15 protein-coding genes are annotated in these 13,393 nt (G+C 67.4%); 13 read left to right on the top strand and 2 right to left on the bottom strand.

Features of this window, described 5'->3' with window-relative positions; translation table 11 throughout:
- Positions 1 to 238: 238 nt before the first annotated feature.
- The 11 genes from CAL25_RS13255 (at position 239) to CAL25_RS13205 (ending at position 8,250) form a co-directional block, all read left to right on the top strand.
- Positions 239 to 1,189, top strand: a complete 951-nt coding sequence (locus CAL25_RS13255; protein WP_094800810.1) for a hypothetical protein — start codon at positions 239 to 241, stop codon at positions 1,187 to 1,189.
- Positions 1,186 to 1,329 carry a cbb3-type cytochrome oxidase assembly protein CcoS gene (ccoS, locus tag CAL25_RS13250; protein WP_094800692.1) on the top strand — a complete coding sequence of 48 codons (144 nt, stop codon included), beginning with the start codon at positions 1,186 to 1,188 and terminating at the stop codon, positions 1,327 to 1,329. Before CAL25_RS13255 ends, ccoS begins: the two co-directional genes overlap by 4 nt.
- A gap of 117 nt (positions 1,330 to 1,446) precedes the next feature.
- On the top strand, positions 1,447 to 2,922 hold the full coding sequence (ccoN, locus tag CAL25_RS13245) for a cytochrome-c oxidase, cbb3-type subunit I (RefSeq protein ID WP_094800690.1): 1,476 nt from the start codon (positions 1,447 to 1,449) through the stop codon (positions 2,920 to 2,922).
- Positions 2,923 to 2,933: 11 nt separating this feature from the next.
- Positions 2,934 to 3,650 (top strand): cytochrome-c oxidase, cbb3-type subunit II, encoded by a 717-nt coding sequence (gene ccoO, locus CAL25_RS13240; RefSeq protein ID WP_094800688.1) that lies wholly within the window; start codon positions 2,934 to 2,936, stop codon positions 3,648 to 3,650.
- Positions 3,651 to 3,654: 4 nt separating this feature from the next.
- Positions 3,655 to 3,837 (top strand): cbb3-type cytochrome oxidase subunit 3, encoded by a 183-nt coding sequence (locus tag CAL25_RS13235; RefSeq protein ID WP_094800686.1) that lies wholly within the window; start codon positions 3,655 to 3,657, stop codon positions 3,835 to 3,837.
- Positions 3,834 to 4,868, top strand: coding sequence for a cytochrome-c oxidase, cbb3-type subunit III (gene ccoP / locus CAL25_RS13230; RefSeq protein WP_094800684.1), 1,035 nt, complete (start codon positions 3,834 to 3,836; stop codon positions 4,866 to 4,868). The genes CAL25_RS13235 and ccoP overlap by 4 nt, the downstream gene beginning before the upstream one ends.
- Positions 4,869 to 5,016: 148 nt before the next feature.
- Positions 5,017 to 6,537 (top strand): cytochrome c oxidase accessory protein CcoG, encoded by a 1,521-nt coding sequence (ccoG, locus tag CAL25_RS13225; RefSeq protein ID WP_094800682.1) that lies wholly within the window; start codon positions 5,017 to 5,019, stop codon positions 6,535 to 6,537.
- Between the two features lie 22 nt (positions 6,538 to 6,559).
- Positions 6,560 to 6,811 carry a hypothetical protein gene (locus CAL25_RS13220; protein ID WP_094800680.1) on the top strand — a complete coding sequence of 84 codons (252 nt, stop codon included), beginning with the start codon at positions 6,560 to 6,562 and terminating at the stop codon, positions 6,809 to 6,811.
- A 16-nt stretch (positions 6,812 to 6,827) separates the two neighbouring features.
- Positions 6,828 to 7,067 carry a hypothetical protein gene (locus CAL25_RS13215; RefSeq protein WP_094800808.1) on the top strand — a complete coding sequence of 80 codons (240 nt, stop codon included), beginning with the start codon at positions 6,828 to 6,830 and terminating at the stop codon, positions 7,065 to 7,067.
- 127 nt (positions 7,068 to 7,194) lie between these two features.
- Positions 7,195 to 7,692 (top strand): MarR family winged helix-turn-helix transcriptional regulator, encoded by a 498-nt coding sequence (locus CAL25_RS13210; RefSeq protein ID WP_094800678.1) that lies wholly within the window; start codon positions 7,195 to 7,197, stop codon positions 7,690 to 7,692.
- A gap of 132 nt (positions 7,693 to 7,824) precedes the next feature.
- On the top strand, positions 7,825 to 8,250 hold the full coding sequence (locus CAL25_RS13205) for an organic hydroperoxide resistance protein (RefSeq protein WP_094800676.1): 426 nt from the start codon (positions 7,825 to 7,827) through the stop codon (positions 8,248 to 8,250).
- 127 nt (positions 8,251 to 8,377) lie between these two features.
- Here the strand turns inward: CAL25_RS13205 and CAL25_RS13200 are convergent, their stop codons facing one another.
- Complete coding sequence (locus tag CAL25_RS13200) at positions 8,378 to 9,268, bottom strand: GNAT family N-acetyltransferase (RefSeq protein ID WP_094800674.1); 891 nt, start codon at positions 9,266 to 9,268, stop codon at positions 8,378 to 8,380.
- 169 nt (positions 9,269 to 9,437) lie between these two features.
- Between CAL25_RS13200 and CAL25_RS13195 the strand changes: the two genes are divergently transcribed.
- Together CAL25_RS13195 and CAL25_RS13190 are read left to right on the top strand one after the other, a co-directional pair.
- Entirely contained in the window at positions 9,438 to 10,370 is a 933-nt protein-coding gene (locus CAL25_RS13195; protein ID WP_094800672.1) for an ABC transporter ATP-binding protein, read from the top strand.
- On the top strand, positions 10,367 to 11,128 hold the full coding sequence (locus CAL25_RS13190) for an ABC transporter permease (RefSeq protein WP_094800670.1): 762 nt from the start codon (positions 10,367 to 10,369) through the stop codon (positions 11,126 to 11,128). Before CAL25_RS13195 ends, CAL25_RS13190 begins: the two co-directional genes overlap by 4 nt.
- Before the next feature lie 113 nt (positions 11,129 to 11,241).
- On the opposite strand, the gene CAL25_RS13185 is transcribed toward CAL25_RS13190, so the two are convergent.
- Positions 11,242 to 13,314 carry a putative bifunctional diguanylate cyclase/phosphodiesterase gene (locus CAL25_RS13185; protein WP_094800668.1) on the bottom strand — a complete coding sequence of 691 codons (2,073 nt, stop codon included), beginning with the start codon at positions 13,312 to 13,314 and terminating at the stop codon, positions 11,242 to 11,244.
- Positions 13,315 to 13,393 lie beyond the last annotated feature (79 nt).

Here is a 13,393-nt window from a genome sequence, read left to right as displayed (position 1 = left end):
TGGGGGGCCGGGCCGGCCGCCCCGTCCGCATCCGGACGTTCCTGTTGTAGAGTGGGTTCGGGGTGCCTTGTCGGAGGGGCACCCCGCTTTTTTTGCCCCGTGCCGGTTGCGCCCTTGATCCAGATCAAGGGGCACCTGGCGGCGGCGGCCTACGATCGGCAGCATGAGCCATCCTTCGTCCGATTGTGATCCCGCCGGCCTCGCCGCGCGTCGTCCGCTCGCCCCGTCGATCTTCGCCATGCCGTCCGTCCTCGGAACGGCCGAGCGTCAATTGCGGCGCCACGCGCTCGCGCGCCTGGGGGTGTCCTGGCTGGTCATGATGCAGGTGATGATGCTGGCCTGGCCCGGCTACCTCAGCGGGCAATCGATGCCCGAAGACGCGGCCTTCACGCTGGACCGCGCGATCGTGTTGATGAACTGGGCCAGCCTGGTGCTGACGGTCCCCGTCGTCATGTATTGCGCCTGGCCGCTGTGGCGCGGCGCGTGGCGCAGCCTGCGTCAGGCGCGCGCCGGCATGGACGTGCCCGTCGCGCTCGGCATCGTGGGCGCCTTCCTGCCCAGCGTCTGGGCCACCTGGCAGCAACACGGCGAAGTCTATTTCGACTCGGTCACGATGTTCGTGGCGTTCCTGCTGGCGGCGCGCTATCTCGAGCTCTGTGCGCGGCAACGGGTGGGCGGCATCGCCGTGCCCGGCGCGCTGGCGCCGCTGGCCGCCGAGCTGGGCGCGCAGGCCGATCGGGTGGCGGCGCGCTTTGTCACGGCACAGGTGCTGCTGGCGCTGGCCGCCGGCGCGGCCTGGCTCTGGATCGAACCCGCGCGCTCGGTGTCGGTGATGGTGGCGCTGTTGGTCATGAGCTGTCCGTGCGCCATGGCCATGGCGGTGCCCGCCACGGTGGCGGCCGCCCAGTCGGCTTTGTTGCAGCCGCAACCGGATGGTGTCGCGCCGTCCGATGCGGCGCTGCACGCGCGGCACGTGATGGCGCGCATGCGTCGCATCGCCCGGCAGAGCCTGTATGGCTCGCTCGCCTGGCACCTGCTGATGGTGCCGCCCGCCCTGACCGGCTGGATGACGCCCTGGCTGGCCGCGCTCGCCATGCTGCTGTCCACGGTCGCCGTGGCGCTGAACGCCTGGCGCCTGGCCCGTGCCCGGCCCGCCGCCGACGCCGCCGTGACGCTGGAGGCGGCATGACCATCATGTATCTGCTGCTGCCGCTGTCGCTCGCGTTCGTGCTCGCGATCGGCGTGGCGCTGTGGTGGGCCGTATTCAACGGCCAGTTCGACGACACCGAGCAGGAGGCCGTGTCCATCCTGCGCGACAGCGACGGCTGAGTTCCCCGCTGCCTTGCAAGCGCTTGACGCAAATCAAGCCCCGAAACAGGACCCGCGCGCATCATTCAAAACGAAACAAATCGTTTGTGGTGTTGCGGTTTCTTTAGGGGAAGTCTGATGAGCGATGGCACCGTCCCGGCGCCGCCGGAGCAGTTCAACTACACCGTGGTGAGGCAGTTCGCCCTCATGACGGTGGTCTGGGGCATCGTCGGCATGGCCGTCGGCGTGCTGATCGCGGCCCAGCTGATTTGGCCACAACTGAATTTCGACACCGCCTGGCTGAGCTATGGCCGGCTGCGCCCGCTGCACACCAACGCGGTGATCTTCGCGTTCGGCGGCAGCGCGCTCTTCGCCACGTCGTACTACGTCGTGCAGCGCACCTGTCAGGTGCGCCTGTTCTGTGCGCCGCTGGCCGCCTTCACGTTCTGGGGCTGGCAGCTGGTGATCGTCGCCGCGGCCATCACGCTGCCGCTCGGCATCACCTCGAGCAAGGAATACGCCGAGCTCGAATGGCCGATCGACATCCTGATCACGGCCGTGTGGGTGGCCTACGCGGTGGTGTTCTTCGGCACCATCGTGAAGCGCCGGGTCAAGCACATCTATGTGGCGAACTGGTTTTTCGGTTCGTACATCCTGACCATCGCCATTCTCCACATCTTCAACAACATCGAAATGCCGGTGTCGCTGTGGAAGTCGTACTCGGCGTACTCGGGCGTGCAGGATGCCATGGTGCAATGGTGGTACGGCCATAACGCGGTGGGCTTTTTCCTGACCACCAGCTTCCTGGGCATGATGTATTACTTCGTGCCCAAGCAGGCCGGCCGCCCGATCTACTCGTACCGCCTCTCGATCGTGCACTTCTGGGCGCTCGCGTTCACGTACATGTGGGCCGGCCCGCACCATCTGCTCTACACCTCGCTGCCCGACTGGACCCAGTCGCTCGGCATGACCTTCTCGCTGGTGCTGCTGGCGCCGTCGTGGGGCGGCATGATCAACGGCATCATGACGCTGCAGGGTGCCTGGCACAAGCTGCGCACGGACCCGATCCTCAAGTTCCTCGTCACGGCGCTGTCGTTCTACGGCATGTCGACCTTCGAGGGCTCGATGATGTCGATCCGTACGGTCAACTCCCTCTCGCACTACACCGACTGGACCATCGGCCACGTCCATTCCGGCGCGCTGGGCTGGGTGGCGATGATCACCTTCGGCGCGCTGTATTACCTGATTCCGCGTCTGTATGGCCGTGAGCGCATGTACAGCATCCGCGCCATCGAGCTGCATTTCTGGGTGGCCACCATCGGCGTGGTGCTGTACATCGCGGCGATGTGGATCGCCGGCGTGCAGCAGGGCCTGATGTGGCGCGATATGGGTGCCGACGGTCTGCCGGTGTACAGCTTCGTCGAAGAGCTCAAGACCCGGGTGCCGTACTACCTGATCCGTCTGCTGGGCGGCACGCTGTACCTGAGTGGCGTGTGCGTGATGGCCTGGAACGTCTGGCACACCGTGCGCGGCGCGCAAGCCGTGAATCCGGCGGTGCCGCTGCCGGGCGCCACGCCCGCCGCCCCGCGCGTCACCGCACCGGCCGTTGCCTGAGGAGAGACGACATGAGCCAGAACAACGCCAAGCCGCGCTTCTTCTCGCACCAGACGCTCGAAAAGAACATCGGGCTGATGATCATCGCCAGCATTCTCGTGGTCTCGTTCGCGGGGCTGGTGCAGATCGTGCCGCTGTTCTTTCAGCACTCCACCACCCAGGCCGCGCCGGGGGTCAAGCCGTACGACGCGCTCACGCTGATCGGCCGCGACATCTATATCCGTGAGGGTTGCGTGGGCTGTCACTCGCAGCAGGTGCGCATGCTGCAGTCCGAGGTGCAGCGCTACGGCGCTTACTCGCTCGCTTCGGAGTCGGTGTTCGATCATCCGTTCCTGTGGGGCTCCAAGCGCACGGGGCCCGACCTGGCCCGCGTGGGCGAGCGCTACACCGACGAATGGCATCGCATTCACCTGCGCGATCCGCGCGCCGTGGTGCCCGAGTCGAACATGCCGGCCTACCCGTGGCTGCAGCACGGCAGCGTCGCCGATGCCGATGTGCAGGACCGCATGCGTGCGCTGCGCAGGCTCGGCGTGCCTTACGACGACGCCGCGATCGCCGCGGCGCCCGAGGCCCTCGCCGGCAAGACCGAAGAAGACGCGCTGATCGCGTACCTGCAGGTGCTCGGCGTGGCCGCGCGGCGTCAGGCCCAGGCCGGGGCGCCTGCCGCGCCGGCGGCGGGCTCGCCCGTCACGCCGGCCACGAGCGCGGCGCCCGCCCCCAAGGAGTGATGCGATGTTGATGCTCTCCAGCGTGATTACCGCCATTTCCATGGCGACGTTCTGCGGCATCGTGTGGTGGGCCTGGTCCCGCCACCGCCAACCTGATAACGCGGCGTCGGCCCTGCTGCCGTTCGCCCTGCCGGACGAAGGCGCCGAGAACGCGCCCGTCCACTCCGAAACGACGGGGAAACCATGAGCGATTTCGTCAACGGATTCTGGGGCTACTTCATCGGCATCATCGCCGTGGGTGGCATCGTGTGGTGCGTGTGGCTGCTGTACACGCAGCGCCGCTGGCTGGGCGATCAGCCCACGGCGGGGCCGGTCGAAGACACCGGCCACGTCTGGGACGGCGACCTCACCGAGCTCAACAACCCGGTGCCGCGCTGGTGGACCTGGATGTACCTGCTGTTCTGTGTATTCGCGCTCGTGTATCTCGTGCTGTTCCCGGGCCTGGGCGCGTACAAGGGCATGCTGGGCTACACGACCGCCGGTGAGGTGGCCGACAAGCAGGCCGAGCAGCGCGAGGCCGTCAAGCCGCTGTACGCGCGCTTCGAGGGCATGAGCGTGCCGCAGCTGGCCGGTGACACGGCGGCCCGCGAGGCCGGGCAGCGGCTGTTCCTCAGCACCTGCGCGCAATGCCATGGCTCGGACGCCCGTGGCGCCCCCGGCTTTCCCAACCTGGCGGACAACGACTGGCTGCATGGCGGCCTGCCCGAGAACATCGAGACCAGCATCACGGAAGGCCGCCACGGCATCATGCCGCCCTGGGGCAGCGTGGTCGACGCCCGCATGGCGACCGACATCGCCCACTACGTGCGATCGATGTCCGGCCTGGCCTCGGACCCGGTGCGGGTGTTCCGCGGCAAGCGCGAGTTCGGCAACTTCTGCGTGGCCTGTCACGGTGTCGATGGCAAGGGCAATACGGCGCTCGGCGCGCCCAATCTGACGGACGATGTCTGGCTCTACGGCAGTTCAGAAGCCAGCATCGTGCGCACGATTCGCGAAGGTCGCGACAACCGCATGCCTGCGCACAAGGAGATCCTCACGCCCGAGCAGATCCGTCTGCTGACCGCGTGGGTCTGGGGCTTGTCGAATCGGTCCACGGCCGCTGCCGCGGCCCCCGCCGCGCCGGCCAGCGCCGCGCCGGCCGGCGTCGCGGCGACCCCGACCGCGACCGCGGCCACTGCGCCGGCCGCCGTCGCCGCGCCGGCCGTCGCCACGCAATGACCTCGCACGCCGTCCTGGCCGGCCACGAGCGCAAGACATGCGCCGTGGCGCACGCGCCGCGCGCGCGGCCGGCCGGACGCGGTCCGCGCATCGCCACGCGCGGTGATCCGCCGGCCGAGCGCCCCGCCTCAGCCTTGATGGCCAAACCATGACACGACTCGCTGTATCCGAATCCGCTTCTTCTCACGCACCGCAGGGCGACACGCCGCCGGGTGCCGACGAGGGCGACGCCGCCCCGCTATGGCGCCCCGCGCCGCCCGCGCCCGGCTCGGTCGAAAGCCGCATCGCCGAGGTTCGGGTCAAGCTGCATCCTCGGTCGGTCAGCGGGACGTTCGCGCACTGGCGCATCGTATTCGTGGTGCTCACCCAGCTGGTGTTCTACGGGCTTCCGTGGGTGCAATGGGAGGGGCGGCAGGCCGTGCTGTTCGATCTGGCCGCGCGCAAGTTCTATCTCTTCGGCCTGGTGTTGTGGCCTCAGGACGTGGTCTATCTCGCGGTGCTGCTGGTGATCAGCGCGCTGGCGCTGTTCCTGTTCACCGCCGTGGCGGGGCGGCTCTTCTGCGGCTACGCCTGTCCCCAGACCGTCTACACCGAAATCTTCATGTGGATCGAGCGCCGCATCGAAGGCGATCGCCTGGCGCGGATCCGGCTCGACGAGGCCCCCTGGAACGCGCGCAAGATCCGGCTCAAGCTGAGCAAGCACGCGCTGTGGATTCTGCTGGCGTGGTGGACCGGTTCGACCTTCATCGGCTACTTCGCGCCGATCCGCGACCTGGGCGAGCAACTCTTCACGCTGCAGCTGGGGCCGTGGCAATGGTTCTGGATGCTGTTCTACGGCTTCGCCACCTGGGGCAACGCCGGCTTCATGCGCGAGTCGGTGTGCAAGTACATGTGCCCCTATGCCCGCTTTCAGAGCGTGATGGTGGATCGCGACACCTTCGTGGTCACCTACGATCACAAGCGCGGCGAGCCGCGTGGAGGCCGCTCGCGCAAGGTCGATCACCGGGGCGCGGGTATGGGCGATTGCGTCGATTGCAGCCTGTGCGTGCAGGTGTGCCCCACCGGCATCGACATCCGCGACGGCCTGCAGTACATGTGCATCGGCTGTGGGGCGTGTATCGATGCCTGTGCGCAGGTGATGGACAAGATGCAGTACCCCAAGGGCCTGATCCGATATACCTCGGACCGCGCCATTGCCGATGGCCTGGACGCGCGCGCCACGCGCCGGCGTCTGTGGCGTCCGCGCGTGCTGGTCTACGGGGCTGCCATCGGATTGCTGGCCGTGGGTTTCGTCGTCAGTCTTGCGCTGCGCAGCCCGCTGCGGGTCGACGTGGTGCGCGACCGCAATGTGCTGGCGCGCGAAGTCGCCGGCGGCCTGATCGAAAACATCTACCGCCTGCAGTTCATCAACACATCCAACGAGCCGCTCACGCTGCAGCTGGCGGCCGATGGCCTGCCGGGCCTGAGCGTGCGCACGGTGCCCGAAGACCGCCAGGAAGTGCGTGTGCCGCCCTCGAGCAATCTGCTCGTGCCGGTGGTGGTGCGTGCGCCGACCGACGCCGGCACGCCCGGTTCACATCCCATCCAGTTCGTGCTGCGCAGCGCGCCCGGCCAATCCGGCGCGCAGCTCGATCTGCACGAAGCCGCGAGTTTTTATCTGCCGCAGTGATGCGGCCAGCAAGGAGCCGACCATGACCCATTCCGCAACCGAGATCGTCCGTCCGTGGTATCGCGAGCCCTGGCCCTGGATCCTGATGGCCGGGCCGGCCGCCGCGCTGATCGGATGCTTCGCGACGATCTATCTGGCCTACACCTATCACCCCGACGCGCCCATCATCGATGGCGGCGTGCGCCGGGGCCTGGTGGTCGAGCGTCATGCCGACGTGGCGCCCGCCGGCGCGCCGATCGCCGCGCCGGCGCCGGACAGCGCGCCACGGCGCTGAGGGGCCGCACATGCGTCTGCGCCCTCGTGAGCTGATGTGGATTCTCTGGCCCGCCTTCGTGGCGGCGGCGGTGGGCAGCGGCCTCGTGTTCGCGCTGGTCGACCCGCTCGACATCACGGTGTTCGGCCACGCCGTGACCGGGCGCGTGGGCTTTTACTCCGTCTTCTTCCTGCTGCAATGGCTCATCACCGCCGGTGCCTGCGCGCTGACGGCGTGGCTGCTTCCGGCGCACCAGGAGGATGACGAAGACCTGTGAAGGGCAGGGCACGCGTCCGAAGCGCACAGGGCGAGGGTCCGAAGCGGGGAAGGGGAGGCGCGCCGGCCACACCGCCCACAAAAAATAACTTGCGATTAAATAGCGCGCTATGTAAACTGATTCCATCATGAACGCCAAGGCCACTTCCTCCTCGACCCGCGGCAAGCGCAGTGCTCAGCCTGCCGCAGGACCCGAGTCGCTGCTGCTCGACAATCAGCTGTGCTTTGCCCTGCACTCGACGGTGCTGGCCATGAACAAGCTGTATCGCAAGCTGCTGGCGCATCTGGACCTGACCTATCCGCAGTACCTGGTTATGATGGTGCTCTGGGAACGCGATGGCGTGAGCCTGTCGGACATCGGCAAGCGCCTGTTTCTGGATTCGGCCACGCTCACGCCGCTGCTCAAGCGCATGGAAACCGCAGGCTTGCTCAAGCGTGTGCGTGCCGCGGATGACGAGCGCCATATCGTCATCACCCTGACCGCGGCGGGCCGGGCCTTGCGCGCCAAGGCCACCGAGGTGCCGGCCGAAGTCGGTTGCGCGCTGGCCTGTCCGGTCGAAGAGCTGGCGCAGCTCAAGCAACAGCTCGAGGCGCTGCGCGAGCGGATGGCGGGCTATGTGGAATGAGCACCCGCTTTTTTTTCCACAAATAAGTAGTGCGCTATTTAATCGTTTGCAATAGTATTTGTTTGAATGCTGTTTTGATCTTTGTTTCAGTCTGACCCTTCACTGCTTGTCTACCTCTACAGGAGTTTCACCATGTCGATCGAAAAAGTCCTCTACACCGCCCATGCCAAAGCCACCGGTGGCCGCGACGGCCGCGCCACGTCCTCGGACAACGTGCTGGACGTGCGCCTGACCACCCCGCGCGAACTCGGCGGCGCCGGCGGTGAAGGCACCAACCCCGAACAACTGTTCGCAGCGGGCTATTCCGCATGCTTCCTGGGCGCGCTGAAGTTCGTGGCCGGCCGCGAGAAGATCGCGCTGGGCAACGACGTGTCCATCGAAGGCGCGGTCGGTATCGGCGCCATCCCGACCGGCTTCGGCATCGAGGTCGAGCTCAAGATCTCGCTGCCCGGCCTGGAGCGTGACGTTGCCGAGTCGCTGATCGAAAAGGCCCACATCGTGTGCCCGTACTCGAACGCCACGCGTGGCAACATCGACGTGACCCTCACCCTGGTGTGATCGCGCGCGGGCGATGGGCATGCGCCCGCCGCCTCGCGTCTCGATGCATCAGTAAAAAGGCCCCGGCAGGGCGAGCAGATGCTCGCGCCGCCGGGGCCTTCGCTCGAATGCCGTCTGGCGAGCCGGCCTAACCGTAGGTCTGCGCGGCCACGGCGCGCACGAACGGGCCATAACCGGGCTGGGTGTCGGGCTCGGCGCCGAGCGTCATGATGACCGGCCTGTCGTCGATGGTGAAGCCACGGGCCTGCAGTGCCTCGGCCAGCGTGTCCTGCGCCGGCGCCAGGTCCAGGCGCAGCGATTCGCAGCCGGCCTGACGCGCGGCCGCGCGGGCCACGGATTCGATCAGCGCCAGCGCGTCTTCGTCGTTGCGGGCGATGACCGGGCCGATCAGCGTGATCGGGCCTTGCGGGACGCCGAGCGCATAGCCGCTCGGCGCGCCGCCCGAGTCCAGGGCCAGGAAGGCGCTGTGCGCCTGCGCGCGGCGGGCCAGCACCAGCGCGGCGCGGCGAGCGCCGGTGGCGGCGACGTCGAGGGCCTCGAGCGTGACGATGTCTTCGGGACGGGCGGGCAGGATGCGGTCGGCGGGGGCCGCCGGGGCACCGGCGTACCAGTCGAGCGCCGTGAGCGGCGCGCTCATCCGGGTGATGCGTCCGCCCGCGCGGTAGCCCAGGCGTTCGTAGAGCGGCACGCCGGCATCGGTGGCGATGAGACTGATGGCACGGCCCGCCGGCAGCGTGTCTTGCAGGTGCTGCATCAACGCGCGCCCGATACCGCGGCGCTGCCATTCGGGCTGAATCATCACGGCGCCGATCGCGCCATGACTGCCGAAGTCGAAGGTGCCGCCCGCCGCGATCAGGGCGGGCTGGTCGGGCGATTGGCCACGCAGGCCGAACAGTCGGCCGGCCGCCAGTTGCGTGGCGAAATCGGCGGCGGAAAAGCGCCAGTCCACCGCACGGCACAGCGCCACCAGGGCGTCGATGTCGGTGGCGTTCAGTTCCTCGAAGCGTAAGTCGGTCATGGGATGGGAGTTTGCGCGGCAGCGGAAGTGGCCGCACCGGCATTCTAGCGGGTCATGTGTGACGCGGGGATTGGCGGGCGGATTTGCAACGGATAGTTCGCTCAGAGTGAACAATCGGGGCGGGTCGTTTCGTTAAAATCTGCACTCGATTCGTCCATAAGGGGTCTGCGTGCAGACTGATATCGTCATTTCCGTGCAGGGCCTGACCAAGACCTATGCTTCCGGCCACCAGGCGCTCAAGAAGATCGACCTGGACATCCGCCGGGGCGAGATCTTCGCGCTGCTCGGCCCGAACGGCGCGGGCAAGACCACGCTCATCAGCATCATCTGCGGCATCGTCAACGCCACGGCCGGCCGGGTGCTCGCCGACGGTCACGACAACGTCACCGCCTATCGCGAGGCGCGCGCCGCCATCGGCCTGGTGCCGCAGGAAATCAACACCGATGTGTTCGAGACCGTCTGGAACACGGTGTCGTTCTCGCGCGGGCTGTTCGGCAAGCGCGCCAATCCCGCCCATATCGAGCGCGTGCTGCGCGACCTGTCGCTGTGGGACAAGAAGGACAGCCGCATCCTGGCCCTGTCGGGCGGGATGAAGCGGCGCGTCATGATCGCCAAGGCGCTTTCGCACGAGCCTCGCATCCTGTTCCTCGACGAACCCACCGCGGGCGTCGACGTGGAACTGCGGCGCGGCATGTGGGAGATGGTGCGGCGTCTGCGCGAGCAGGGCGTCACGATCATCCTGACCACGCACTACATCGAAGAGGCGCAGGAGATGGCCGACCGGGTGGGCGTGATTCGCAAGGGCGAGATCATCCTGGTCGAAGAGACGCGCACGCTGATGCAGAAGCTGGGCAAGAAGCAGCTGCGCATCGCGCTGGCCGCGCCGCTCCAGGAGGTGCCGCAAGCGCTGGCCGACTTCTCGCTCGAACTGGGCAATGACGGCGCCGAGTTGATCTACACCTACGACACCCAGCGCGATTCCGAGGCGCTGATGCGTCTGCTGCGTCAGATCGACCGTCTGGGGATCGCCTATTCCGATCTGTCTTCGTCGGAGAGTTCGCTCGAAGACATCTTCGTCAGCCTGGTACACGAGCAAACATGAACTGGTACGGTATACGCGCCATCTATGGCTTCGAAATGGCCCGCGCCTGGCGCACGCTCATGCAGAGCGTGGCCTCGCCGGTAATCTCCACCTCGCTTTACTTCGTCGTGTTCGGCTCCGCGATCGGCGCCCACATGGTGCAGATCGAAGGCGTCAGCTACGGCGCCTTCATCGTGCCGGGCATGATCATGCTGTCGCTGCTGACGCAGAGCGTGGCCAACGCCTCGTTCGGCATCTATATGCCGAGGTTTTCCGGCACGATCTACGAGATCCATTCGGCGCCGATCTCGTACATCGAGATCGTGGCGGGATATGTGGGGGCCGCGGCGACCAAGAGCATCGTGCTCGGCCTGATCATGCTCGCCACCGCGCGGCTCTTCGTCGACTTCAGCATCGAGCATCCGATCTTCATGCTGGCGTTCCTGGTGCTCACGGCCGTCACGTTCAGTCTGTTCGGCTTCATCATCGGCGTCTGGGCCGACGGCTTCGAGAAGCTGCAGATCATTCCGCTCATGATCATCACGCCGCTCACCTTCCTGGGCGGGACGTTCTACTCGATCCAGATGTTGCCGCCGTTCTGGCAGAAGGTCACGCTGGCCAACCCGGTGGTCTATCTCGTCAGCGGTTTCCGCTGGAGTTTCTACGGGGTGTCGGACGTGAACGTGCTGGTGAGCATCGGCATGACGCTGCTGTTCCTGGTGGCCTGCATGCTGACCGTGCGCTGGATCTTCAAGACGGGCTATCGCCTGAAGAGCTGACGCCACCGCGCCGCCGCTCGACAAATGCAAACGGCCCGCCAGTCACCTGGCGGGCCGTTTTGCCTGATGGGCCACCGATCGAGCCCGGCCCGGATGCCGGGCGCGGCTGGCGCTCAGGTGGCCGCGGCGCCCACGGTGTCGGTGAACTGTTTGGCGGGCATGGGCTTGCCGAGCAGGAAGCCCTGCAGCGAGTCGCAGCCCAGCTCGGTCAGGAAGCGCTGCTGCGCAGCGGTTTCCACCCCTTCGGCCACGATCTTCAGGTTGAGCTTCTGGCCCAGCGCGATGATGGCGGAGACGATCGCCGCATCCTCCTGGTCGTGTTCGAGCTGGCTGATGAAGCCGCGGTCGATCTTGAGTTCGGAGGCCGGCAGGCGTTTGAGATACAGCAGGCTCGAGTAACCGGTGCCGAAGTCGTCGATCGAGATCGACACCCCCAGGGCCGCGAGCTCGCGCAGCACGGCGAGGCTGGCTTCGGCATCGCGCATGGCGGTGGTCTCGGTGATCTCGATGGCCAGGCACGACGGCGGCAGCTCGTATTGCGCGAGCGTGGCGCGGATGCTCTCCACCAGGTTCACCTGCGAGAACTGCATCGCGGAGAGGTTCACCGCGACCGTCCAGTCGTCGTGGCCCTGCAGGCGCCACTCGCGCATCTGGCGGCAGGCCTCGTCGAGCACCCATTCGCCGATCGAAAAGATCAGCCCGGTGCGCTCGGCGATCGGGATGAACACGCCGGGCGCGATCATGCCGCGTTCCGGGTGGTTCCAGCGCAGCAGGGCCTCGGCACCCACGATGGGGCCGGAGGGCGCCACGAACTTGGGCTGGTAGTACAGCTCGAATTCGCCGCGGGCCCGGGCCTGGCGCAGGTCCTGCAGCATCTGCAGCTGCTCGCGCGCGTCCTCGTTCATCGAGGGCTCGAAGAAGCTGTAGCGCCGGCTGCCACCCAGCCGTTTGGCGTGATACATGGCGGCGTCGGCGTTGGTGAGCAGCACATGCTGATCACGTGCGTCGTTGGGATAGATGGAGATGCCAACGCTGGCGGCCACGGCCACCTCCTGGCCCAGCACTTCGGCGGGCTGGCCCAGGATGTCGATCAGGCGTTCCGCCAGATTGGCCGCGTCGGTGGGCTCGACCACATCGGCCAGCACCACGAACTCGTCGCCGCCCAGGCGCGCCACGCAGTCCTGCGCGCGCAGGCCTTCCTTGATGCGGTCGGCCATGGTCTGCAACAGCTGATCGCCGGCCTGATGGCCGAAGGCATCGTTCACGGCCTTGAAGCCATCCAGATCGAGAAACAGCACCGCGAAGTGGCCGCGCGTGTCGCGGGCGCGCTCGATGGCCTGCTTCATGCGTTCTTCGAGCAGCGCGCGGTTGGGCAGCTTGGTGAGCGCGTCGTGCAAAGCCATCTGCACGAGCTCCTGGTTGGCCTCGGCCAATGACGACGAGAGCGCCGAGGTGCGGGCTTCGAGCCGGGTGTCCAGCACGGCGACCACCAGCGCGATCGCCAGCACGCTCAGTGTCACCGCGGTGACCGACACGGCCAGCCAGCCGGCGCTCATGCCGTCGCCGGCCGCCAGGCACACGCTGCCCGGCGCGAAACGCGCGGCGGCCATGCCCGTGTAGTGCATGCCCACGATGGCCACGCCCATCACGATGGCGGCGCAGACGCGGTAGGCCGGCGCGCCGGGGCGGTTATGCCGCAGCACGTGCGTGATCCAGAGCGCGGCGCCGGAGGCCGTGATCGCGATCAGCACCGACAGCGCGAACAGCGGCGGGGAGTATTCGATCGCCGGGTACATGCGCATGGCGGCCATCCCGACGTAATGCATGGCGGCAATGCCCGCACCCATGAGCAGTGCCGCACCCGCGAGCCGGCGGCGCGGTAGCGCGGGCTGGGTCACGACCCACAGCGCGAACGCCGAGCAGCCGATGGCGAGCGCCAGCGACAGCACCGTCAGGCCGACGTCGTAACCCAGCGGAATCGGCAGGCTGAAGGCCAGCATGCCGACGAAGTGCATCGACCAGATGCCCAGGCCCATCGCGCTGGCGCCGCCGACGAGCCAGAAGCGCGAGGCCACGCCCTGGGCCGCCGCGACGCGGCTGGCCATGCCGAGCGCCGTGTAGGCGGCCAGGATCGCGACAAGCAGTGACACCAGCACCAGGGTGGCGTCGTAGTTTCCAACAAGCATCGATAGTCTCTGCCGCGCTCCGGCCGAAGCCTGGCGGACGCAAGGAGAAAAGTGGGGGAGGGGCGGCCGGGTGGAGCAG

Origin of the sequence: Bordetella genomosp. 5 (genome assembly GCF_002261315.1) — a bacterium.
Lineage (GTDB): Bacteria > Pseudomonadota > Gammaproteobacteria > Burkholderiales > Burkholderiaceae_B > Bordetella.
This window is presented reverse-complemented; position numbering and strand designations above follow the sequence as displayed.